Source organism: Deltaproteobacteria bacterium, from assembly GCA_011773515.1.
Classification (GTDB): Bacteria; Desulfobacterota; Deferrimicrobia; order J040; family J040; genus WVXK01.
In genome coordinates this window covers 99,848-122,592 of sequence record WVXK01000114.1, presented here as the reverse complement: position 1 = coordinate 122,592, position 22,745 = coordinate 99,848, and the positions used below count along the sequence as shown (strand labels likewise).

At 56.1% G+C, this 22,745-nt stretch carries 17 protein-coding genes and 1 pseudogene; 13 read left to right on the top strand and 5 right to left on the bottom strand.

What is annotated here, in order from left to right:
• The 4 genes from GTN70_12675 to GTN70_12660 form a co-directional block, all read left to right on the top strand.
• Nucleotides 1-798: branched-chain amino acid ABC transporter permease (locus GTN70_12675; protein NIO17809.1), on the top strand; the 798-nt coding region annotated here is incomplete at its 5' end.
• Nucleotides 795-1,511 carry an ATP-binding cassette domain-containing protein gene (locus tag GTN70_12670; GenBank protein ID NIO17808.1) on the top strand — a complete coding sequence of 239 codons (717 nt, stop codon included), beginning with the start codon at nucleotides 795-797 and terminating at the stop codon, nucleotides 1,509-1,511. The genes GTN70_12675 and GTN70_12670, both read left to right, overlap by 4 nt.
• Nucleotides 1,511-2,218 (top strand): ATP-binding cassette domain-containing protein, encoded by a 708-nt coding sequence (locus GTN70_12665; GenBank protein NIO17807.1) that lies wholly within the window; start codon nucleotides 1,511-1,513, stop codon nucleotides 2,216-2,218. The genes GTN70_12670 and GTN70_12665 overlap by 1 nt, the downstream gene beginning before the upstream one ends.
• Nucleotides 2,219-2,280: 62 nt before the next feature.
• Nucleotides 2,281-3,048: a putative hydro-lyase gene (locus GTN70_12660; protein NIO17806.1), complete on the top strand. Its 768-nt coding sequence runs from the start codon at nucleotides 2,281-2,283 to the stop codon at nucleotides 3,046-3,048.
• A gap of 2 nt (nucleotides 3,049-3,050) precedes the next feature.
• Here GTN70_12660 and GTN70_12655 read toward each other — a convergent pair whose 3' ends face one another.
• Both GTN70_12655 and GTN70_12650 read right to left on the bottom strand, forming a co-directional pair.
• The gene (locus GTN70_12655; GenBank protein NIO17805.1) at nucleotides 3,051-3,572 is read right to left on the bottom strand and encodes a DUF2914 domain-containing protein; all 522 of its coding nucleotides are present in this window, start codon (nucleotides 3,570-3,572) and stop codon (nucleotides 3,051-3,053) included.
• Nucleotides 3,573-3,594: 22 nt separating this feature from the next.
• Nucleotides 3,595-5,226, bottom strand: a complete 1,632-nt coding sequence (locus tag GTN70_12650) for a CBS domain-containing protein (GenBank protein ID NIO17804.1) — start codon at nucleotides 5,224-5,226, stop codon at nucleotides 3,595-3,597.
• Between the two features lie 47 nt (nucleotides 5,227-5,273).
• On the opposite strand from GTN70_12650, the gene GTN70_12645 reads away from it, so the two are divergent.
• Nucleotides 5,274-5,438, top strand: a complete 165-nt coding sequence (locus GTN70_12645) for a hypothetical protein (protein ID NIO17803.1) — start codon at nucleotides 5,274-5,276, stop codon at nucleotides 5,436-5,438.
• Between the two features lie 314 nt (nucleotides 5,439-5,752).
• On the opposite strand, the gene GTN70_12640 is transcribed toward GTN70_12645, so the two are convergent.
• Both GTN70_12640 and GTN70_12635 read right to left on the bottom strand, forming a co-directional pair.
• Complete coding sequence (locus tag GTN70_12640) at nucleotides 5,753-7,060, bottom strand: citrate (Si)-synthase (GenBank protein ID NIO17802.1); 1,308 nt, start codon at nucleotides 7,058-7,060, stop codon at nucleotides 5,753-5,755.
• A gap of 374 nt (nucleotides 7,061-7,434) precedes the next feature.
• Entirely contained in the window at nucleotides 7,435-8,823 is a 1,389-nt protein-coding gene (locus GTN70_12635; GenBank protein NIO17801.1) for a TldD/PmbA family protein, read from the bottom strand.
• A gap of 73 nt (nucleotides 8,824-8,896) precedes the next feature.
• Between GTN70_12635 and GTN70_12630 the strand changes: the two genes are divergently transcribed.
• From GTN70_12630 to GTN70_12600, 7 genes and pseudogenes are all read left to right on the top strand, one after another.
• On the top strand, nucleotides 8,897-10,585 hold the full coding sequence (locus GTN70_12630) for a tetratricopeptide repeat protein (GenBank protein ID NIO17800.1): 1,689 nt from the start codon (nucleotides 8,897-8,899) through the stop codon (nucleotides 10,583-10,585).
• Nucleotides 10,586-10,695: 110 nt separating this feature from the next.
• Nucleotides 10,696-11,265 (top strand): hypothetical protein, encoded by a 570-nt coding sequence (locus GTN70_12625; GenBank protein NIO17799.1) that lies wholly within the window; start codon nucleotides 10,696-10,698, stop codon nucleotides 11,263-11,265.
• Complete coding sequence (locus GTN70_12620; GenBank protein NIO17798.1) at nucleotides 11,255-12,931, top strand: peptide-binding protein; 1,677 nt, start codon at nucleotides 11,255-11,257, stop codon at nucleotides 12,929-12,931. Before GTN70_12625 ends, GTN70_12620 begins: the two co-directional genes overlap by 11 nt.
• A gap of 14 nt (nucleotides 12,932-12,945) precedes the next feature.
• Nucleotides 12,946-13,936, top strand: a pseudogene (locus GTN70_12615) (ABC transporter permease subunit).
• The gene (locus GTN70_12610; protein ID NIO17797.1) at nucleotides 13,933-14,778 is read left to right on the top strand and encodes an ABC transporter permease subunit; all 846 of its coding nucleotides are present in this window, start codon (nucleotides 13,933-13,935) and stop codon (nucleotides 14,776-14,778) included. The pseudogene GTN70_12615 and the gene GTN70_12610 overlap by 4 nt, the downstream one beginning before the upstream one ends.
• A gap of 26 nt (nucleotides 14,779-14,804) precedes the next feature.
• On the top strand, nucleotides 14,805-15,788 hold the full coding sequence (locus GTN70_12605; GenBank protein ID NIO17796.1) for an ATP-binding cassette domain-containing protein: 984 nt from the start codon (nucleotides 14,805-14,807) through the stop codon (nucleotides 15,786-15,788).
• Between the two features lie 5 nt (nucleotides 15,789-15,793).
• Nucleotides 15,794-16,768 (top strand): ATP-binding cassette domain-containing protein, encoded by a 975-nt coding sequence (locus GTN70_12600; GenBank protein NIO17795.1) that lies wholly within the window; start codon nucleotides 15,794-15,796, stop codon nucleotides 16,766-16,768.
• Nucleotides 16,769-16,896: 128 nt separating this feature from the next.
• Here GTN70_12600 and GTN70_12595 read toward each other — a convergent pair whose 3' ends face one another.
• Entirely contained in the window at nucleotides 16,897-18,807 is a 1,911-nt protein-coding gene (locus GTN70_12595) for a type II secretion system protein GspE (GenBank protein NIO17794.1), read from the bottom strand.
• A 490-nt stretch (nucleotides 18,808-19,297) separates the two neighbouring features.
• Between GTN70_12595 and GTN70_12590 the strand changes: the two genes are divergently transcribed.
• Nucleotides 19,298-22,745: hypothetical protein (locus GTN70_12590; protein NIO17793.1), on the top strand; the 3,448-nt coding region annotated here is incomplete at its 3' end.

Here is a 22,745-nt window from a genome sequence, read left to right as displayed (position 1 = left end):
CTCACCGGACAGGTATCGCTCGGCCACGCCATGTTTTTCGGCACGGGCGCCTATACCTCGACCCTGCTCTTTCTCAAGTTCGGCGTGTCGCCCTGGTTCGGGCTGCTCACGGGAGCCATGCTCGCGGGGGGCATTTCCCTCGTCCTCGGGTACCCCTCCTTCAAGCTCAAGGGGCACTACTTTGCGATGATAACGATCGCCTTCGGTGAGGTATTTCACATCCTCTTCCGGAACATCGATGCTTTCGGGGGCGCTTCCGGTCTCTTCCTGCCCATCACGGACAACAGCTTTTCGGCTTTTTATTTCGGCATACACAAGGCCCCCTACCTCTACATCGTGTTTTCCTTCTACATCCTCTCGACGGCAACCATCTACCTCCTGGACCGTTCCAAGATAGGCTTCTACCTGAGGAGCATCAATGCAGAGGAGGACGCCGCGCGGAGCCTCGGCGTCAGCTCGCCGCTCTATAAATCGATAGCCATGTTTTTCTCGGCCTCCTTTACCGCCGTGGGGGGCTCTTTTTACGCCCAGTACGTTACCTTCATCGACCCGCCGAGCGTGTTCCACCTCATGTTCTCCATCCAGATCGTCCTCATCGTCATCCTGGGCGGGATCGGGAGCATCGTTGGGCCTCTCGCCGGGGCACTGGTCCTCATCCCCCTCTCGGAGTTTACGAGGATCTACCTGGGTGGCACGGGGAAGGGGTTCGATCTCATCCTGTACGGCCTCCTCATAATCGTTTTTGCCGTCTACCAGCCTCTCGGGCTGGTGGGAATGTTTGGGAGGAAGAGGAGATGAGCCTTCTCCGCATTGAAGAGGTGACCAAGCGATTCGGGGGCCTGGTGGCGAACGACCGGGTGAGCTTCGATGTGGGGAGGGGCGAAATCGTCGGCCTGATAGGGCCAAACGGCGCGGGGAAGTCGACCCTCTTCAACTGCATTGCCGGGTATTTCAAACCCGATGGCGGGAGGATCTTTTTCCGCGGTGAAGAGATAACGGGTCTTTTCCCGGAGAAGATTGCGAAGAAGGAGCTCGGCAGAACCTTTCAGATCGTCAAGATCTTCCCGAGGATGACGGTCCTGGAAAATGTCATGGTGGGTGCCTTCATTCGGACCGCCAGTGTCGCCGGGGCATCAAAGAGGGCCGGGGAATGGATCGAGTACGTGGGCCTCTCCGGCAAAATTGAGAGCCTGGCATCGGAACTCACCCTCGCGGAGCAGAAGTGGCTGCAGCTCGCACGGACGCTCGCGATCGACCCGGAGATGCTGCTGATGGACGAGGTCCTTGCAGGGTTGACGGCCAGTGAGACCAAGAGCGCGGTGGAACTCATAAGGAAAATACGGGATGAAAAGGAAATTACCATCTTGATCGTAGAGCACGTCATGGATGTTATCATGCCCTTGTCGGACAGGGTGGTAGTCCTCGACAACGGCAGGAAAATTGCCGAGGGAACCCCCGAAGAGGTCTCGAAGGACCCCCTCGTCATCAAGGCATACCTTGGAGAGGAGTGATGCTGAAGCTGTCGGGAGTCATAGCGGGTTACGGTGAAATAACCATCATCAAGGGCATCGATCTTCATGTGAAAGAGGGGCGTATTGCGGCGATCATCGGCTCAAACGGGGCGGGCAAGTCAACCATCATGAAGACCATAACGGGGATCGTCCCGAACAGGGGGGGAAAGATCATCTTCAGGGGAGACGATATCTCCTCCATCCCGGCCTATGACAGGGTGAAGCTCGGCATCTCCCTCGTGCCGGAGGGGCGGGAGATATTCGGAAGGCTCACGGTGGAGAAGAACCTCGCGATGGGCGCCTATACGGTCCAGTCAGAAAAGTCTTTCCGGGAAAGCCTGGGTTTTGCCTACCGCCTCTTTCCCCGGCTCGAGGAGAGGAAAAACCAGCTCGCCAGGTCGCTCTCCGGTGGGGAGATGCAGATGCTCTCCATCGGCAGGGCCCTCATGTCGAACCCCTCTCTTTTGCTGCTCGACGAGCCGTCACTCGGCATTGCGCCGGTTGTGGTGAAACAGATATTCAAGGTCATAGGGGAGCTGAACGAGCAGGAAAGAGTAACGGTCCTCATCGTCGAGCAGAACGTGAAAGAGGCGCTTTCCCTCGCCGACTACACCTACGTCTTGAAAAACGGTGAGATCGAGATGGAGGGCCCCTCCGACGAGCTGGCAGGCTCGGAACTCATTAAAAAATCCTTTCTCGGGATGTGAGGGTGAGCAAGGGGAAAAAGTATACCGAACCCGGTCTCCTGCGCAGGGACATCCGCAACGGGATGTTTACGGAGGCCACGGCAGGCCAGTGCCCGGGTTACGTTCAGGCCAACCTCGTGGGGCTCCCGGGTGATTACGCAGGTGATTTTCTGGCTTTCTGCGGGAAGAACAGGGGCCCCTGCCCCCTCCTCGAGGTTACATCCCCCGGCGTTTCCGTGCCAGAGGTGGTTGCAAAGGGGGCCGACCTTTTAACGGACCTCCCCCTCTACGACATCTTCGTCGACGGGAAGCATACGGAGACGGTGCGGAACCTGAAGGGGCGGATTCAGGATGAAATGGTGTTCTTTCTCCTCGGCTGCAGCTTCACTTTCGAGCGTGCCCTCGAGGGAGAGGGGATAGGGATGAAACACGTGAGAGAGGGAAAAAACGTGTCCATGTTCAGGACCGCTATTCCCCTTTCGCCCTCGGGGCCTTTTTCCGGGGAAATGGTTGTCTCCATGAGGCCAATTCGAAACCGCAGCGTGTCGAAGGCTGTCCTTATCACCTCCAGGTTTCCCCTCGCCCACGGGGCTCCGGTGCACCTGGGAAACCCGGAGGCGATCGGCGTCCTTGATCTCGAGAAGCCGGATTTTGGGGACCCCGTTCACGTGGCGGGGGATGAGATACCCGTTTTCTGGGCCTGCGGGGTCACGCCGAGGGTTGTCCTGGAAAATTCCCGGGTTCCCTTCGCCGTCATGCACCACCCCGGGCATATGTTCGTAACGGACCTTGCCGACGGGGACATAAAGGGCAGGGAGAGCCTGGGTGACGCGAAAGACAGGGAACTATGAACTCACGGCGGACCCATCTTTAAATCCTTTGCGCTTTCCACACCTTCCGTTTCGGCCACGCTGAATTCTCCCTCGCCTATCTTTTGGTCGCCGGTATAGACCTCTACTCTCCAGTCCCCACCCGTTCCCGATGAAAGGGCTTTCAGCGACCAGGTCCTCCACCGCGAGGATTTCACCGGCAGTCTCACGATCTGGTCGATTTTACCGTTCCGGTACCACAGATGCCTGATTTCCATGTACGAGGGCGACCCGTGGACGGTGGTGTGGCAGTAAATCTTGGCGGCGTCGATGGTGAAACGGTCCGTTGCCTCAGCACACTCCTTGTTTGCGATTTCGGAGCAGAAGGCCACGTCTGCCCTCAGCATGTGGCTTCTCTTTTCGCTTCGCTCGATCACTACCGAGAAATCCTTGCCGATAATTTTCCTCCCTTCCCTGCTGTCCTCGGCATTCAGGGTCGCTACCGTGCCCGTGAAAAAGGCGATGGCCAGCACAAGAAAACACTGGATCCTTCTTCCTCGTCTCATCCTTTCCTCCTGCTGCCACCCCTTAAATTTCCTCCTCGTCGAAGTGGAACCCCATTTCCTCGAGCTTGTTCTGGTAGGTTATAAATATGTCTCTCCTCGAAAGGAACCCGAGAACCTTCTTCCCGTCGGCAGCGTCAACGACAGGGATCTCTTCCAGGTTCTTTATCAAAAACTTCTGCATGATCGAGTTGAGGTTCTCCTCGAGGGTCGTGGTTATTATGTCGCGGGTGGTGCCCAGGTCCCTCGCAATGAGAAGGTCGCACAGGTATTCGCTCTCTCCCATGCACTTTCTCATGTCCTCCATGGAAAAGATCCCCACCATTTCCCCCCTCTTGTTGACCACGGGAAAGTAGGGGTTCGTCGAGTCACTGACTATCTTCAGGATCTGCCCGTAGTGCATGTCTTCCGGTATGCTGATCACTTCGTGGTGATAGGTGATCACGTCCTTCACCTTCAGGTCCTCCATGATGTCGAAAAAGAACCTTCTCCGGTGAATGGGGGACCTGAACCGCCCGCTCACCTGTGATTCGTAGAGGGAGAGCCCACCCGAGGCGAGGTACGAGACCACCGCAACGAGAAGCATGGGGACGATGAGCTTGTAGCTCCCCGTCATCTCGGTGACCATGAGGAAGGCCGCAAGCGGCGTGTTCGCAACGCAGGAGAGCATGCCCCCCATGCCGAGGATCACGAAGCTCGATTCGTTGGCGATGAGGCCGGGAAAGTACTGGGAGACGATTCGTCCGAATACACCCCCGAGGATTGCGCCCGTGACGACAGAGGGGGCGAAGACTCCCCCGCTTCCCCCAGACCCGATGGTAAATGACGTTGCCACGATTTTCAGGGCAACGAAGCCGATCATTACGGAAATGGTGAGGTTGGTGTTTATCGCTTCCTGAATCCACCCGTAACCGGGTCCCAGGATGTGGGGAAAGAAAAGCGCCATGATGCCGACGAGAAACCCGCCGATGGCTGGCTTGTAGGTGTTGGGGACCTTCAGGTTCTTGAAGAAGTCGCGGATGAATATGAATATCTTGATGTACCCGATGCCGACCAGGGCGATAAAGACGGAAAAGACGGCGCACACGGGAAGCTCGATGGGCCTGCTGAAAAACAGGTCGGGGATGGCGAAGAGGGAAACCCAGCCGTAAATGGTTCCGAAGAGAGAGTAGGCGACGACCGAGCTGGTGATGCACATGAGCAGGACCTCCAGCTCCATGTCGATGCCCCGGTAGAGCACCTCGGCTGCGAAGACTGCTCCCCCCAGTGGTGTTTTGAATATGGCGCCGATGGCTGAACCGACGGCGGAGAGGTAGACGATTCTGCGAAAACGCGGCGACACGTCTATCCATCGTGAAAATATGTTGGATATGCCGGCGGCGACCTGGGCGATGGGCCCTTCCTTTCCTGCCGATCCCCCTGAACCGATCGTTATCACCGAGGATACCCCCTTGATGAGGGGCACGATCTTTCTGATGTAGGTGTCTTTGAAGTGGTAGGCTTCGATGACGGCGTCGGTTCCATGCCCCTCAGCTTCCGGTGCGTACTTGTAGACGATGAACCCCGAGATCAGTCCCCCTAGGGTGGTGATGATGGGTATCAGGTAGGACCGCACCGGAAAGACGACGGCCGTCCCCGCCCCNNCCCGCCCCTTCACCTCCTGCCACGGGCTGAACGTAACCCCATATGGCGTCGATGTTTTCGATGAGGAAGTTGAGGGCGAAGTTGAAGATGATAGCCGTGACACCGGAGATGAGGCCCACGATCACACCGAGTGTCAGGACCTTTCCCGTGGCCCGCAGGTTGAGCTCTTTGAGGAATATGTCTACGATTGCGAAGAGGAATCTTTCAATTTTTCGTGGAAACTGAAAACGGGATATGAAAGACTTCAGCTTTTTTTCCATACCGTGTCTTTACGGTTTCACGTTTACCCCTTCCTTACCACCTTATTGTACCCGACTCTTCCTCCATGTAAATTGAAATCGGTCATGTTTTTTAGAACTTTAGCGCACGAAGAGCCCCTTCGTGCCGGGCGGCGAACGGAAGAGACAGAACGATGACCTCTGTCTGGATGAAGGGCCGCTTCCGGATTGCCCGCCGCCGGTTATGTCCGGGCTGGAAATGGGGACGTAAAAGAGAAAAAGGAGGGCACGAAGCCCTCCTTTTTTTTCGCCGTATCTTTCTTACTTCTCGATTCCCGCTGCCTCTTCGAGCATGGAAGTCGTGACGGATTTCGGCCTTTCGATGGGATAACCGAGGGCCCTGTCCCACACGATGTTGGCCAGAACGCCGAGGGATCTGCCGATCCCGAAGAGGACCGTGTAGAAGTCGTACTCGGTGACGCCGTAATGCCACTGGATGACACCTGAGTGAGCGTCAACGTTCGGCCAGGGGTTCTTCGCCTTTCCGTGCTTCTGCAGGACGTCGGGAACGACCTCGAAGAGGGCGCTGACCATCTTGAAGGTCGGGTCATCGGGCAGGTGCTTGAGGGCGAACTCCCTCTGGGACATATACCTGGGGTCGGTCTTTCTCAGGACGGCGTGGCCGTAACCGGGAATGACCTGGCCGCTGTTCAGCGTATCCCAGCAGAACTTTTCCAGCTCCTCTTTGCTCGGTACCTCCCCGCCCATTTTCTCGAGGACATCCTGAATCCACGCCAGCACCTCCTGATTGGCGAGACCGTGGAGGGGACCGGCGAGGCCGTTGATTCCCGCCGAGAGCGAGTAGTACGGGTCGGAGAGGGCAGATGCGACGAGATGGGTGGTGTGGGCTGATACGTTGCCGCTCTCGTGATCGGAGTGGAGGGTGAAGTACATCCGCATGACATCGTCATAGGGTTTCGCCACGCCCATCATGTGGGCAAAGTCGCCGCCGAAGTCCAGTTTCGGATCTGAGGGGATGATGTTGTCCTTGTACTTGTACCGGTAGATGAAGGCACCGATCTCGGGGAGCTTGGACAGCAGGTTCATGGCGTCTTCGTAGAAGAATTCCCAGTAGTTCATCCGGTTTGCCGAGCCGTCGTTGTAAGCTTTGACGAAAAGCGATTCCTTCTGCATCGCAAGGATTGCGGCGGAGAACATCGTCATGGGGTGGCTGTCCTTCCCCATCGCCTTGAGGGTGTCGAATACATACTGGGGCACCTTTTTCCTCTGCTGGAACTCGTCCACCACCACTTTGATCTCTGCTTCCGTGGGGACTTCTCCCGTGAGGAGGAGGTAAAAGTGGCCTTCCACGAAAGGCATCTCGCACCCTGCAGGTTTCGGAAGCATCTCCATCGTCTCGGGGATCGTATAGCCCCGGAATCTGATTCCCTCGAAGGGGTCCAGGTAGGATATGTCGGTTACGAGGGATTTTATCCCCCTCATCCCGCCGATGACCTGGGCAATTGTCACCTCGTCGATCTTCGTTTTCCCGAACTCTTTCAGAAGTTTTGTCGTCCTTGGTCGATGCTCGTCGATCTTCTGGGCCAGTTTCTCTTTCAGTGTAGCCATAGTCTCCCTCCCTTTCGTTTTGGTCGGTCAAAGATTAGAAAATTAGGAAATACCTTCCAACGCATCCCCGAGAAAAACAAATGCAATGTTCCTGCTATGTAAGGGACCTGTAAAGTGTATACGGTATACAGTTATTGATTCATACATACCAACAATTACAAATAACTGTCAAGCGTTAAATTCACTATCGGCGAGAAATAGTACCTTATAAGAGAGCGAGGCCCCATATATGCAGCGCTCCCGGACGCACAGCACCGTCTCTTTCCGGCTCAGCGGTTGTTGGGTGTTTTTTCGCTTCGCCCTTTCACGGGGTCTTTTTGTGCCGCAAAAGCCGGGACTGTCCGGTTGCGTTTCCCCCCGGCGAATGGCGCCGGTCAGTCGGGTGTCCCCCCGACCGTTATGAAGGGTTTCCCGATACGGAGCGTGGGCTGGGCGTCTGCTACGGGGACGCCCTGACCGTCTTTCCCGCAGGTCCCGATACCGTAGCCAAGGTCGCTGCCCACCATGTCTATCATCTTCAGGACTTCCGGACCGTTTCCGGTTAACGTTGCCCCCCGCACCGGTTCGTCGATTCGCCCGTTTTTGATCAGGTACCCTTCTGACACTTCAAAGACGAAATCTCCCGTTACCGTGTTGACCTGCCCGCCGCCCATTTTCCTGACGAACAGCCCCTCTCCGGCGGAACCGATTATGTCCTCGGGCAGAGATTCCCCCGGCTCTATGATCGTGTTGCTCATTCTCGGTATCGGCCTCTGCCGGTATGATTCCCGTCTTCCGTTTCCCGTTGAGCTCCCGCCGCCCTTGATGGCCTGAAGCCTGTCGTACATGTAGTTTTTCAGGATACCTTTTTCGACCAGGACCGTTTTCCCGCTCATCGTCCCTTCGTCGTCAATTGCGTAGGAGCCTCTCTTGCCCGGGACGGTGGGGTCGTCGACGACCGTGACGAGCGGCGAAGCGATCTGCTGGCCGACTTTGCGGCTGTACACGGAGAGCCCTCCCATGGCGAGGTCTGCCTCGAGGCCGTGCCCGACCGCTTCGTGGATCATCGTACCGCCGGCTTCGCTCGAGAGCACCACGGGCATCCTGCCTCCCGGCGATTTCTTGGCGTCGAGCATCATAAGCGCCCTCCTCGAGGCTTTTTCACCGATTTTGAAGGGTATGTCGCCGCCAAAAATCTCCACCCCCGTTGTCCCGCCCTCTGACTCGTATCCCATCTGAAGCCTTCCGTCGCGCGACAGCACGACCTGTGCGGTGAAAAGGACATAGGTCTGGGGATTTTCAAGAAACTCGCCGAAACTGTTTGCCACCTGGATCGTTCGCGACGCCTCGCTGTAGTGTATCCGTATCTGGCTCACGTTGTCTGCAACCTGCGCACCCTCCCGCGCGCTGAGGACTTTCTCTACCTTTCCCTTGAATTCACATGACCCGGGCGGCATCCTTACCTCGCTCACTGCGGGTATTTTTTTCAAAGGTGCGATGGTCAGCCCTTCCATCTTGCCCGATTTCGAAATATCGGACAGGCGTGAGGCAAGCTCGAGGAGGGTTTTCTCGTCTGCGCTGTTGGTCCAGGCGTACAGTGTCCGTAAATCCCGCACGAGGCGGACTCCCACGCCGGTGTCGGTTCCGGTGATGATTTTCTCCAGCCTGTTGTCCTCGTGTGATATTCTGGTGACGAGGCTCTTTTCGAAAAAGAGGTCCCCGTACTCGCCTCCGTTTTTCATGAGCCTGTTCATGACCCTGTCGACATTAATCCTTTCCAGCATGATGCCCCCGTGATATTGAATGTAAATACATTGTATAATATATAAATTGTCTGCAGATAAAATTGGAGAGAAAATGAGAAAGAAACGGCTTATAACATGCGCGATTATCCTGATGATTGCCGTCACGGTCTCCTGGTCATTTGCATTTCACGGCTTCGGTGCTGCGCGGTCGAAGATTCGGGGAAAAGGTTACTATTACTTCATGCTGGGTCACATGAACTACCGTAACGGCCTGCTCGATACCGCGGCTGAGTATTATCTGAAAGCTCTCAAGTTCGAAGACCGTGAGCCCACCATCTATACCGAGCTTGCCAGCGTGTACCTCAAAAAGGGGGAGTTCGAAAAGGCGGAAGGGTATCTCGAGACAGCCCTGGAGCTCGACCCCGGCAACAAGAGGGCCACTGAGCTCCTTGCCGGCATCTATTCGGCGACGGGAAAAAGGGATGAGGCGGTGGCTCTCTACAAAGAGCTCATAAACAACTATCCCGATGAGGAGGAGGCTTTCCTGCAGCTGTCGACGCTGTTTGCAGAGGATAAGAACTTCGAGGAAGCGGAGCGAACTCTCGGGGAGCTGGTTGAAAAAAATCCGGGTTACTTCCTCGGCTACTTTTACCTCGGCAGGACCCTGGCGGCGCAGAAAAAATATGACGAGGCCCTCGAAAATTACAGGAAAGCAATGGAGATACACCCATCCTTTGATAGTGCCATCATCGACTCTGCCTGGATTCTCGACCTCCAGGGGAAAAGCGACGAGGCGGCACAGATGTACATGAAGGCCATCAAGCTGAACCCATCGAACCGTTTGGTGCGGGAGAGGCTCGGCCAGATCTACATTCTGAAGAAAGAATACGAAAAGGCGGTGGATCAGTACGAGACGCTGAAGTCCTTCGACATGAACAACGTCACCCTCCGGACGAAACTCGGGCTCCTCTATTTCGAGAGCGGGGAGATCGACAAGGCAATCGACGAATTCAACTTTGTCTTGACGCTGAAACCCGACGATTTCCGGGCGAGAATGTTTCTCGGCGGGGCATACCAGGAGAAGGGCATGATCCAGCAGGCTGAGGCGGAATTTTCAAAAGTGCCGGAGGACAGCGAATACTACCGTGACGCCATATTTCACCTTGCCTTCCTCTTCTCGAAAAGGGACGAGGCCGACAAGGCGATTCAATCGCTTACGAAATTAAGGGAGAAGTACCCGGAGGATGTTGAGGTCATGCTCTTTCTCGGCGAAGTCTACTACGACAACAAGATGCACAGAGAGGCCGAGGAAGTGCTGAAAGAAGCAATCTCGAGGGTTCCCGACAACGATAGAGCCCATTTCCTCCTCGGTGTCGTCTATGACAAGCTCGGAGAATTCGAGCTCCTGGAAAAGCAGATGAAGCGGGCAATCGAGCTGAATCCCGATGACGCCACGGCACTGAACTATCTCGGCTACACCTATGCAGACAGGAACGTCAAGCTCGACGAGGCGGAGACGATGATAAAGAAGGCCCTGGACATAAAACCCGATGATGGTTACTTCATAGACAGTCTGGCATGGGTCTATTACAGGCAGGGCAAGATGAAGGCGGCCCTCTTGGAGCTGGAGAGGGCCATAAAATTCGTTCCCGACGATCCCGTTGTCCTCGAGCACATGGGAGACGTGCTGAGGGCTCTGTCAAGAGATGAAGAGGCGATCCAGTTTTATGAAAGAGCGCTCAAGAACAACCACGAGAACCCCGAGGTTGTTCAAAACAAGATGAAGGAGATTGGGAAATAACTATTCCTTATCGGGGAAGCACGGCGCTGTGGGTTGCAGTTCTTTTTCTCGCCGGTTGCGCAGGCTTCCCCGCGAAGAGGCCCGAGAGCGAAATTGCACGCCTTTTTTTTGTGAAAACCTCTCACAGCAGCGGCTTTGCCGGGAGGGCAGTCTACAACGGCGATATGGTGTGCGGTGGCTCGAGTTTTCCCTTCATCATGGGCGCGACCTTCAGCCGGGACTCCTCGATCATTTATCTCTACGGCATAGCGGGAGATCTGCTGTTCAGGGCCCACCAGGTGGAAGGCGACACGGTGCCGTATCTCTTCCGGTACGATGAATCGGCCGCGGTGGATCAACGGTTCAGCGAAAGGGTTCGTTTTGTTATGGAAGGTCTGGGCAGGAACCTTTCGATCAGGGGGCTCCTGACGGGGAAACTCCCCTTCGCGGGCCGGGAGGGAAACCTCTTCGTCGCCGGGAGTGGCTATCGATACAAGGGAGAGGGGTTTTCCGTGGCCAGCGACGGGGACATGAGACTGAAGAAAGCGAAATACCGCCTCAAAGATTTCACGGTGCGGCTGAAATACTTTTACGGGGACGGTAATTATCATGTGCCGTCATCGGTGGAAATGAAACTGCGCGGGTGTACGCTCACCATCGACGTGGAACGTCTGTACGAGGAGGAACTCCATGAAGGCTGACAGGGGCAGGAGGCTATCTCTTTTCATCGTATTTCTCGCTTTGGTCCTTGCGACGGGCTGTGGTGATCGAAGCGAAAAAAAGAGCGCTGTGCCGCCGAAGGATGTCGTCGATATTGCCGTTGGGAACGGAGGCAAGGCTCCCTCCTACGGAGACGCGATCATCATCGGCTCGATCGGGGACATATCGGGGCTCATCCCGAACATCACCTCCGATTCGGCTTCCCGCGACATAGGCGATTTCATATATGACGGCCTCGTACGGTACGACAAGAACCTCGAGTTAGAGGGAGTTCTCGCCGAATCGTGGGAGATCGAGGAGGGGGGGTTGAAGATCGTCTTTCACCTGAGGAAAGACGTGAAGTGGCACGACGGGGAGCCCTTTACCTCGAAAGATGTGCTCTTTACCTACAAGTTCATGATCGATCCGCGGACGCCGACGGCATATGCGGAGTCATTCCTGCAGGTCAAGAATGCCTACGCTCCCGATCCCCACACATTTGTCGTCGAGTATGAAAAGCCCTATGCGCCCGCCCTCGGGTCGTGGGGGTTGTACATCCTTCCCGAACATCGGCTGCGGGACACGGAGGACCCCATAAAGAGCGAGCAGAACAGGAACCCGGTGGGTACGGGAGCGTATAAGTTCGTGGAGTGGAAACCCGCGGAGAGAGTGGTGCTCGAGTCGAATCACGATTACTTTCTTGGCAGGCCCTACATAAACAGGATTATTTACCGGATCATCCCCGACCAGGCAACCATGTTTCTCGAACTCAAGGCAGGCGGGGTTGATTTCATGGGCCTTACGCCTCCCCAGTACCGAAGGCAGACCGAGGCTGCGGAGTTCAAGAAGAGATACAATAAGTTCAGGTACATCTCCTTCTCCTACACCTATTTGGGATACAACCTGAAAAACCCCCTCTTCAAGGACAAGAGGGTCAGGCAGGCCCTGTCTCACGCCATAAACAGGATGGACATACTCAAGGGCGTTTTGCTCGGGCTGGGCGTTGAGGCCACGACTCCCTATAAACCCGACACATGGGTCCATAACCCGGGCGTGAGGAAGTTCGAGTATGACCCGGAGAAGGCGAAGGAACTGCTCGCGGAAGTGGGGTGGGAGGATTCGGACGGAGACGGGATTCTCGACAAGGATGGAAGGGAGTTCAACTTCACGATCATGACGAACCACGGGAACGAGGCCCGTTCCAAAACCGCCACCCTCATCAAGTCCTATTTTGAAAAGATAGGCGTTTCGGTGAAGATCCGGATTGTGGAGTGGGCGGCCTTCATAAACGAGTTCATAGACAAAAAGAACTTCGAGGCGGTCATTCTCGGCTGGGGTACCGGTCCCGAGCCCGACCAGTACAACATATGGCATTCGAGCAAGACGGGTGAGAAAGAATTGAATTTCATAAGTTACGCCAACCCCGAGGTGGATGAACTTCTCGAGAAGGGAAGAAGGACCTTCGACAAGGAAAAGAGGAGGGAGTACTACTGGCGGCTCCAGGAGATCCTGGCTGAAGAGCAGCCCTACAATTTCCTCTATGTGGGCGAGTCTCTCCCCGCCGTCCACAAAAGGTTCAGAAACATCGAGCCCGCGCCTGCGGGTATCACGTACAACTTCATCGAATGGTACGTCCCGGAAAGTGAAATCCGCCACACAAAATTCTGACGGGAGAGATCCTTTTGGGAAAGTACCTTGCAAAGAGATTGCTCCTCATGATCCCCCTCCTCCTGGGGATAACGATTATCACCTTTGCCGTCATCCATCTTGCTCCCGGCTCGCCCACCGACCTTGTCACGGACCTCAACCCGCAGGCGGGTGCTGAGGCGAGGGAGAGGCTCATCGCGTACTACGGTCTCGACAAGCCCCTTCACGTGCAGTACACGAACTGGCTGAAGAGGCTCGCTACCCTCGACTTCGGGCAGAGTTTCCAGCCCGACGGAAAGCCCGTGATCGAGAAGATAAAGGAGAGGCTCCCCATCACCATAGAGATCAATGTGCTTTCCATGATCGTGATCATATCGATCGCGATCCCNNGCGATCCCCCTGGGGGTGATCTCCGCAGTGAAGAAAGACTCATTTTTCGACAAGGGCACGACTGTCTTCGTTTTCGTCGGTTTTGCCACGCCTACTTTCTGGCTCGCCCTCCTGTGCATGATCCTGTTCGGGGTCAAGCTCGGCTGGCTTCCCATATCGGGAATCAATTCGCTTGATTACGACAGGCTCTCTCTCTTCGGAAAGATCGCCGACCGGGGAAGACATCTTATCATGCCCGTCGTTCTCGGAGCGTTCGGCGGCCTGGCCGGGCTCTCCCGGTACATGCGGTCGAACATGCTCGAGGTGGTCAGGCAGGAGTACATCCAAACGGCGCGGGCGAAGGGCATTTCGGAAAACAGGGTCATATTCAAGCATGCGATGAGAAATGCCCTTCTCCCGGTGATAACCATTCTCGGCCTGTCTGTCCCGACCCTCATCGGGGGGTCGGTCATATTCGAGACCATATTCGCTATCCCGGGGATGGGGAGGCTGTTCTACCAGGGAGTCATGTCGAGAGATTATCCCGTCGTGCTGGGGATCCTTTTTATCGGGGCCGTTCTCACGCTCATTGGCAACCTTCTCGCCGATGTTGGCTACGCTCTGGCCGATCCCAGAATCAGGGAGGGGGAGGGATGAGGCGGTCGCTGCTTTTGTACGATTTCTACCGGAGGTTCACCAGGAACCGGCTCGCCCTCTCGGGACTCGTGATCATTCTCTTTTTCTTCTTCCTCTCCCTCTTCGCCGGGTACATATCGCCCCATGAACCCAACGAGTTCGACGTCCAATCGATCTTTTCCCCGCCCTCACGGGCACACCTGATGGGAACGGACGAGCTGGGCAGGGATGTCCTGTCCAGGATGATATACGGGGCACGGATATCCCTGAAGGTCGGCTTCGTTGCCGTGGGGATAGCGGTACTCATCGGCACCTGTATAGGGCTGTCTGCAGGCTATTTCGGGGGGATCATCGATACCCTGCTGATGCGCTTCGTGGATATCATGCTCTGTTTCCCGGCCTTTTTCCTGATTCTCGCCGTCATCGCCTTCCTCGAGCCGTCGATATGGAACATCATGATCGTCATCGGTCTCACGGGCTGGATGGGAGTGGCCAGGCTCGTCCGGGCGGAAACCCTGTCGCTCAAGAGCAGGGATTTCGTGCAGGCAGCGAAGGCTCTCGGGGAATCAGACCTCAAGATAATGTTCAGGCACATCCTGCCGAATACGCTGGCGCCCATCCTGGTAGCGGCGACGCTGGGAGTTGCCGGCGCCATACTCACGGAGTCGGCGCTTTCATTTCTCGGCATCGGGGTGCAACCGCCAACGCCCTCGTGGGGAAACATCCTGACGGCGGGAAAGGATAACATAGAGTTTGCCTGGTGGCTTTCCCTCTTCCCGGGGCTGGCCATTCTCGTGACCGTTCTGGGGTATAATCTCCTTGGCGAGGGCATCCGGGATTCTATCGATCCCCGGCTCAAGTGAGCTGCCGTAAGGACAGGGAGGATCTGGTGACCGACACCATATCTGTTGAAAATATCACCTGCGGTTTCGATGTGGAGGGCCGGAAGTTGTATGCCGTCAGGGACGTGACTTTTTCCATTCGCGAGAGGGAGACCTTCGCCCTTGTCGGGGAATCTGGGTGCGGAAAGACGCTCACGGCGCTCTCCATAATGCGTCTTCTCCCCCAGCCCGGTGGTTTCATCGAGTCGGGACGGATCATGTTTGGGGAAAGGGACCTCATCTCCATCGATGAGAAGCAGATGCGTGAGGTTCGGGGAAAGGAGATCAGCATGATATTTCAGGAGCCCATGACTTCGCTGAACCCCGTCTTTACCATCGGTTACCAGATAGCGGAGGTCTACACGGCACACGGCGTTTGTGGCTGGCGGGAGGGAATGGAGAGGGCCGAGGATATGCTTGCCCGCGTTAAAATTCCCGATTCCGGCAGGCGGATTCGAGATTACCCCCATCAGCTGAGCGGGGGGATGCGCCAGCGGGTGATGATTGCAATGGCGCTGGCCCTCAACCCCTCTCTCCTCATAGCCGACGAGCCGACGACGGCCCTCGATGTTACCGTCCAGGCCCAGATCCTCGAGCTGATCGAGGAGATAAAGGAGGCCTTCGGGATGACCGTTCTGCTCATCACCCACGACATGGGCATCGTCGCCGAGGTGGCGCACAGGCTGGCCATTATGTACCTTGGAAAAGTGGTCGAGATGGGCACCGTGGCAGACATTTTCGAGGATCCACTGCACCCGTACACGAGGGGGCTTCTTTTGTCTATCCCTTCCCTCGAAAGAAAGAAAAGGAGGTTGGAGCCTATCCCCGGGATCGTGCCCGATTTGACCTCCCTCCCCCCGGGGTGCCCGTTCTTCGAAAGGTGCCAGGAGAGAATACCGGAACTGTGCGATGTTGCCTTTCCCGAGACGCGCGACTACGGGAATGGCCACCTCTGCGCATGTTACTGGGTGGAGAGAGGGGGGGGCAGGTAAAGGGCATGGGCCAGTCCGTGAAAGAAGGCATATTGGAGCTGCGAAATATCCACAAGCGGTTCCACCTCAAGTCTACCTTCTCCAGCCGGGGGGGCGTCGTCAAAGCCGTATCAGGTGTGACCATGTCCCTTTCCCGGGGAGATTCGTTTGGCCTCGTGGGTGAGTCGGGGTGCGGCAAGACCACCCTCGGGAGGGTGGCGATACGCCTCCTTCGCGCCGATGAGGGGAGGGTGCATTTCGACGGGCTCGATATAACCGAGATCCCCGAGCGAAAGCTCAGACCTCTGCGGCGGAGGATGCAGATTATTTTTCAGGATCCCTACTCCTCCCTGAACCCCCGGATGCGGGTGGAATCCATCATAGGGGAGGGCATGCTCATCCACAATCTCGTTGACCGCGGGGAGCTGAAAGATGCCGTTGCCGAGGTTCTCGGGAGGGTGGGATTGTCCCCCGATGCCATGTCCCGCTACCCCCACGAGTTCAGCGGCGGACAGAGGCAGCGGGTCTGCATCGGGCGCGCGATAGCGCTCAAGCCTGATTTGATCGTGGCCGATGAGCCCCTCTCGGCCCTGGATGTGTCAATTCAGGCTCAGATCCTCAATCTCCTCGTGGAAATAAGGGAGGCGATGGGAGTTGCCTACCTCTTCATTTCCCACGACCTGAGAGTGGTCAACTTATTGTGCAACAAGGTGGCGGTCATGTATCTCGGTGAGATCGTGGAAACGGGAGATTGCGACCTGATCTTCCATGACCCCCGCCATCCCTACACGAAAGCGCTCATCGGAGCCATACCCCGGCCCGTTCCCGGGAAAAAGGGGAGGAAGATAGTGCTGTCCGGTGATATTCCTTCGCCCATATTCCCCCCGCCCGGGTGTTCCTTCCACACGCGGTGCCCGATAGCCGGTGCTATATGCGAAAAGGAGGAGCCCCTGCTCAGGGAAGTGGGGGGGCGCCTCGTCTCCTGCCACTTCGCAAAGTAACGGCCCCGGGTCCAGGTTCCCCTGTTCCGGGTTGATAACGGCCCTGTTTTTTGGTTTCGCACGCCGAACACGGCAATGCCACACAGCGCACGGTTTCCAAACGATGAATTTTAAAAGGGAGTATGGGCTCAGGGTGATGTCTGGCGGATCGGGATCGATTCGAGGAAGTCGTGCTTGCAGTACGGGCAGAACCGCCAGACGGCGTCGACGGTCTTCTTGCAGCTCGGGCAGGTGTCTATGACCTTTTTTCCACACTGGGGGCAGGCGACGAACTCGGGACCCAGGAAGGCGCTGCATTCAGCACAGATGGAGCCTGACTCGTCCTCCATCTGGATTGCTTTCACCACCTCGTCGACCGAAGTGATTCCTTTCAGGGCCTTGTCGATAGATGTCTGGGTGAGGGTCTGCATCCCCTCCGCCACGGCCACCTGCATTATGTTTGCCTCACTTGCGTCGTTCGCCGTCAGCTCCCTTACCTTCTGGGTAAAGGGGAGAATCTCGTAGATCCCTTTTCTTCCCCTGAATCCTGTGAGGCCGCACGAGGAGCATCCTTTGCCCCGGTAGAACTTGACATCTTTTTTCTCTTTGTCGCTTATTTTGAGTTTGTTGAGCTTTTCCCTGTCCGGATCGTCCCTCGTTTTACAGTCGGGGCAGATGACTCTGACGAGCCTCTGGGCGATGATGCCGATTATCGACGAAGCGATGAGGTAGGAGGGGATGCCCAGGTTCCGCATTCTCGTTACCGTGGCAACGGAGCTGTTCGTGTGCACCGTGCTCAGCACGAGGTGGCCGGTCAATGAGGCCTGCATGGCGATCGTCGCCGCCTCGTAATCCCGCATTTCACCTATCATGATCACGTCCGGGTCCTGCCGGAGTATCGAGCGCAGGGCATTGGCGAAGGAAAGCCCCACTTTTTCGTTTACCGCCACCTGGCTTATCCCTTCGAGCTCGTACTCGACGGGATCTTCTATGGTCGTGATGTTCTTCTCGATGCTCTTTATATTCGTGAGAGCCGAGTAGAGGGTGGTGGTTTTACCGCTCCCCGTCGGGCCCGTAACGAGAATTATGCCCTGCGGTTTGGAGATCAGGGAGATGAACTTGTCGAGGTTTTTCCCCTCCATTCCCAGGGCATCGACGGAGATGATGGCATTTGCGGGGTCAAGAATCCTTACCACCACCTTTTCGCCATAATGCGTCGGGAGGCTCGATATGCGGAGATCGAGCATGCTCCCCCCCACGCGAACGCCGATCCTGCCGTCCTGGGGGAGCCTCTTTTCGGCAATATCCATGTTCGCCATGATTTTTATTCGTGAAATGACGGCGCCCTGGACCCACTTGGGGAGCTCGATGCTTTGCCTCAGCAAGCCGTCGACCCTGTTCCTGATAACGAGGTTTCCCCGGTCGGGCTCGATGTGGATGTCCGATGCGCCGATTTCGACTGCTTCGGAGATGATGAGGTTGACCATCCTTATTACCGGTGCCGCCTCGCTTTTTTTTCTCAGGTCTTCCGTGTCACGCTTCTCTTCCTTCGATTCGTGAAGGACCTCAACCACCTTGTCGGCGGATATGTCTTTCACCAGCGTGTCCAGGGAAGCTCCCAGGTTGTAGTGGTGGTCGATTGCCCAGATGATGTCGCTCTTGGTGGCAACGAAAGGTTGAATGGTAAAACCCGACGCGAAACGCACGTCCTCGAAGGCCTCGAAGCTCAAGGGGTCGGCCATGGCTACGTGCAGGTCCTTGCCGTCTATGTTGGTGGGAATGATGAGATGTTTCCTCGCAACTTTCTCCGGTATGATGTCTATCGCCACCGGTTCGACGGCGGTGTTTTTCAGGTCGATGAATTGCATCCCGAGCTGGGATGACAGGGCCGTGGCAATCTCAATTTCCGTGCAAAAACCGGACTCAACCAGAATTTCGCCTACCTTTTTCCTCTTCGTCTTCTGCTCGGCGAGAACCTCTGTGAGATCATTTTCAGAGATCATGCCGCTTTCAATGAGGAGTTCCCCGAGTTTTTTCTTTATTTTTATTTTGCTTCCCACGCCATCGATACCTTCAGGGTAATAAAAAACCATACTACCAGATTTTTGGCGGTGGAAACAGTAAATAGTGCAAATAATCGGGTTTCCCTCCGGCCACGCTGGCAGGAAAAAAACGCCTGATATTGAAACCGAACAAGGTGAAGATCATCATAGAAAAAAATGAGGAATAAAAGGGGGATGTAAATGAAGTGCCCAAGGTGCAACGGCCTCATGATATATGAGCGGTATCAGGACATGCTCGAAGTTTTTTACGCATGGAGATGTGTAATCTGCGGGGAAGTACTGGACGATGTGGTGATCAAAAACCGGGATGAAAAAAGCAATCAGGACAAAAAGGCCGCCAGCACCCTGTAACGATAGTTTTAAACCGAGAAAAGACGTTCCCCCCCAATTATGAGCCGGGTATCGCCCGGCTTTTTCTTTTTACATCCAGGCAAAAATCCGATATCTATATAGGTGACCCGAGTAGCGGTAGGTAGCATGAGTTGCCATGAACAGTAAGCCTCTCATTTTCCTTTCATTCCTGCTCCTTCTTGCTATCCTTGTCCTCTTTCTCGCTCTGATCTACTACAGGAAGTTCATAGAATATATGGCGGGGAAAGTGAAAAGGGAGAGGGCGAAGCATGGTGATATCGTGCGGCAGCTCGTCGAAGGAGACCGCGCATCTGGTGATGGCGTCTCTGACAGGCTTAAATCGCTGGGCGACATGGGTCTTATCGAGGCAATCCTGGACAGGAGCGCCCTGGAAAAAAATGTCCCGGTAAGCTATTTCAAGGTCTATTATGACGCTACCGGAATTACAGAAAATAATATAAAAACACTTAAAAGCTCAGAATCTTGGAAAAAGAGGGCTCTTGCTGCGGAAAAGTTGGGACTCATTGGGTCTGCAGAGGCCGTGCCACACCTTATCGATGTTATCAGGAACGTGAAGGACGAGGATGAGGACGTACGGGGGGCGTCTCTGCGGGCCCTGGGAAGGATAAAGGACAAAAGGGCGTTGCCATTTTTGATAAATGCCCTCGGCTACCCGGAGAAGTGGCTTCCCCCCCGCATAGGAGAAACCATTTATAGCATCGGGGAGGACGCGATAGAGCCCCTTATCAAGGAGCTCGAGAATTTTGAAAACGAAAATAGAAGGGCCTGGTCCGCGGAGATACTGGGATGGTTGAGGGCTGAAAACGCCGCGGTCTTCCTCATAGATGCGCTTTCAGACGTAAGTGCTGAGATGAGGGCGAAGGCAGTGGGGGCCCTGGGGAAGATCCGGGAGAGCAGGGCTGTGCCCAAGCTCCTCGAGATGTTGATATCCGATCCCGTGCCGTTTGTCAGGGCACGGGTCGCGCAGGGCCTCGGGGCGATTGCCCACCCGTCGGTCACAGACTATCTGATCAATATCCTGAAGGACCCCGAGTGGTGGGTCAGGGTGCGGGCCGTGGAGGCACTCGAGCAGATAGGCGAGCCCGCAGTGCCGGGTCTCCTCGTTGCCCTCCAGGAAGAAGATGGGGAGGTCCGGAGAATGGCGGGTATGGCTCTTGAACGCATGGGTTACCTTGCCCGTGTGCTTGCTGAGTACGGTGAGGAAAAATTCAAACCCGGCTTGAGAAAAATTCTTCTCCTCGTTATTACGGCGGGAATAACGGAGGGAATGAGCGAAAAACTGTTTCACGCCAGGCCCACATTGCAGAAGAGGGTGGTGAGACTCTTCGGGGAGGCTGGGAGCAGGAAGTCGGCGGCCGCGCTCCTTGAGTTGCTTAACGCCTCGACCGACTGGACGCTCAGAGCACGGATCATAGAAAGCCTGGGCAACATGGGGGCAACCGAGGCGATACCGGAGATCATCAAATACCTGAAAGCCGGGGATTACTGGGTGAGAACGGCCTCGGTGGAAGCCCTCGGAAAACTCGAGGCGCACGAGTTTGCCCCCGAGATAGCCGAAATACTCTTTGATAAGAGCCCCGTAGCGAGGGAATCTGCCTTGAGGGCCCTCATTCGGTTGAGGGTCGACAGCTATGCAGGCCGGGTAATGGCCCTCCTTGATGATCCCTCGCCGGCTGTGAGGGCGGCAGCCATCTCCATGGTTCGCTGCCTCGGCATACCCGTGGATACCGGAAGGGTCGCGCAGTGTATGAAGGATCCTTCTGACGAGGTAAGGATTGAGGCGGTACGCTATTTTTCCTTCCGAAATGACAGGGATGTCTTCAGGGATGCAGTCAGGCTCATCTCCGGCGGCGCTCCCGCTGTCAGGGATGCCGTGGCCGAATATCTCACCACGGTAAAGCCCGTCCCCTTCCCCGAAATCATCTCTCTTCTGAACCCTGCCCACCTCTCCCGGGGGGAAGTATCCACCCTCATCCGGGTAGCTTCCGGGATGGGCGGAGAAGAAGCGCACCGCTATGTACTCGGGAAGACCGAGAGCGGGGACACCGACGTGAGAGAGCAGGCGGTTTTCGCGCTCTCAACGTTTCAGGAGAAAGGTGACAGCGCTATCTTCGTAAGGGGCCTTTTCGATCCCCACGAGGGGGTGAGGATCGCTTCCCTCATTGGTGTGTTAGAGGCTCCTTCTGTCCCGGCGGCCATGAAAATAGCGACGCCCCTGTCTGAGGATCCCGTTTTGGATGTACGGGTGGCCTTTGCGCTGGCAGCGGGCGCGGCGGGCTCGTCGGAGCTTGCCCCCGTGCTCGTTTTGCTCCGTGGGGACCCGAGCCCCCGGGTGGTTGCCGCTGCCCTGATGGGGCTTGCATCTTTTGACGACCCCTCGACCCTTGCGGTCATTTACGAGAGAGAAAACGTAACGCAGATACGGGAAGAGATCGACCGCATAAACGACGACGCGCGTTTTCAACGGCTTCTGTTGCGACTTCGCGCAAAGGCACGGGGAACAGAGAACCTGGAGGTAGAGCTCGTTCTCACACCGGATATCGGTGGCTTCGTAGCCAAGATTGTCGGACGCGTGAAGGGATCCCCCGATGAGAAGAGCAGGGTCAGGGCAATGACCGTGTTGAAACTCGTCGCTTCCGCTGAGAGCTTTCCGACGCTTCTTGGGTTCATGAAGACAGACCCGTCCCCAAAAGTAAGGATCAAGGCAATGGAGGCGATTGTGCATGTGGGAAGGGAAGATGAGGTGGTCTCGGCGCTCTCCTCCATGCTCGCCGACCCGGCAATGGATGTGAAGATCAAAGCCGCCGAGTTTTTCGGCGATTACGATGGAGCAAAGATTCTCGGGGAGGCTCTCCTTCACTCTATCGATACCCACGACAGGGAGCTGCGGGAGGCGGTCACCTCGTCTCTCTCAAAGATACTGAAGAAGGACCCGGAGAGGGTAACCGAGCTGACACGCATCATACCGGAGTCGAAGACCAGGAAACTCGGGCTGATATGGCTCATGGGGAAAACCCGGAAGAGGGGCTGCCTGAGGTACCTGGTCAACATGCTCGGTGACGGCGATGGGGATGTTCGCGCGGCAGCGGTGGGGGCCCTTTCGAAATTCAACCGGAGGAGGCTGATACGGTATATGGAGAGAATGCTCGCCGATCCTGACGAGCGTGTCCGGGCCGCCGCGGTAAACGCCATATCCAGAACCGCTGATAAATCTGCATTCCCCATCATTTTGAACATGCTCTCCGATGAAGACGGGTTCGTCAGAAAAAGGGCGGCCATGGGGATTGCGAAGCTGGACGTGGCACAGGCCCGGAAGATCTTCGAAGCTTATCTGGCCCGATCACCTGAGTCCAGGCCATTTTACACCGGTTTCCTCTACGGGTTGGGGATATGCTACGACGAGCCTTCGAAGATGGATTCGGAGGCAAAAAAGGTCGTGTTCGAGCTGTGCCCGGAAGAGGAGATGATAAAACTGGCGCGATATGCAAAGGACACCAGGAGGAGACTGCACGGTATCAGGGTGCTGGCGCTGAACCAGAGCGACCAGTTCAGGGAGATAATCA

What these genes read in the sequence shown, in the direction of transcription:
- GTN70_12670 (NIO17808.1), top strand. Translation starts at nt 795, where the DNA reads ATGAGCCTTCTCCGCATTGAAGAGGTGACCAAGCGATTCGGGGGCCTG.
- GTN70_12665 (NIO17807.1), top strand. Translation starts at nt 1,511, where the DNA reads ATGCTGAAGCTGTCGGGAGTCATAGCGGGTTACGGTGAAATAACCATC.
- GTN70_12660 (NIO17806.1), top strand. Translation starts at nt 2,281, where the DNA reads ATGTTTACGGAGGCCACGGCAGGCCAGTGCCCGGGTTACGTTCAGGCC.
- GTN70_12655 (NIO17805.1), bottom strand. Translation starts at nt 3,572, where the DNA reads ATGAGACGAGGAAGAAGGATCCAGTGTTTTCTTGTGCTGGCCATCGCC.
- GTN70_12645 (NIO17803.1), top strand. Translation starts at nt 5,274, where the DNA reads ATGAGGAAGTTGAGGGCGAAGTTGAAGATGATAGCCGTGACACCGGAG.
- GTN70_12640 (NIO17802.1), bottom strand. Translation starts at nt 7,060, where the DNA reads ATGGCTACACTGAAAGAGAAACTGGCCCAGAAGATCGACGAGCATCGA.
- GTN70_12635 (NIO17801.1), bottom strand. Translation starts at nt 8,823, where the DNA reads ATGCTGGAAAGGATTAATGTCGACAGGGTCATGAACAGGCTCATGAAA.
- GTN70_12630 (NIO17800.1), top strand. Translation starts at nt 8,897, where the DNA reads ATGAGAAAGAAACGGCTTATAACATGCGCGATTATCCTGATGATTGCC.
- GTN70_12620 (NIO17798.1), top strand. Translation starts at nt 11,255, where the DNA reads ATGAAGGCTGACAGGGGCAGGAGGCTATCTCTTTTCATCGTATTTCTC.
- GTN70_12610 (NIO17797.1), top strand. Translation starts at nt 13,933, where the DNA reads ATGAGGCGGTCGCTGCTTTTGTACGATTTCTACCGGAGGTTCACCAGG.
- GTN70_12600 (NIO17795.1), top strand. Translation starts at nt 15,794, where the DNA reads ATGGGCCAGTCCGTGAAAGAAGGCATATTGGAGCTGCGAAATATCCAC.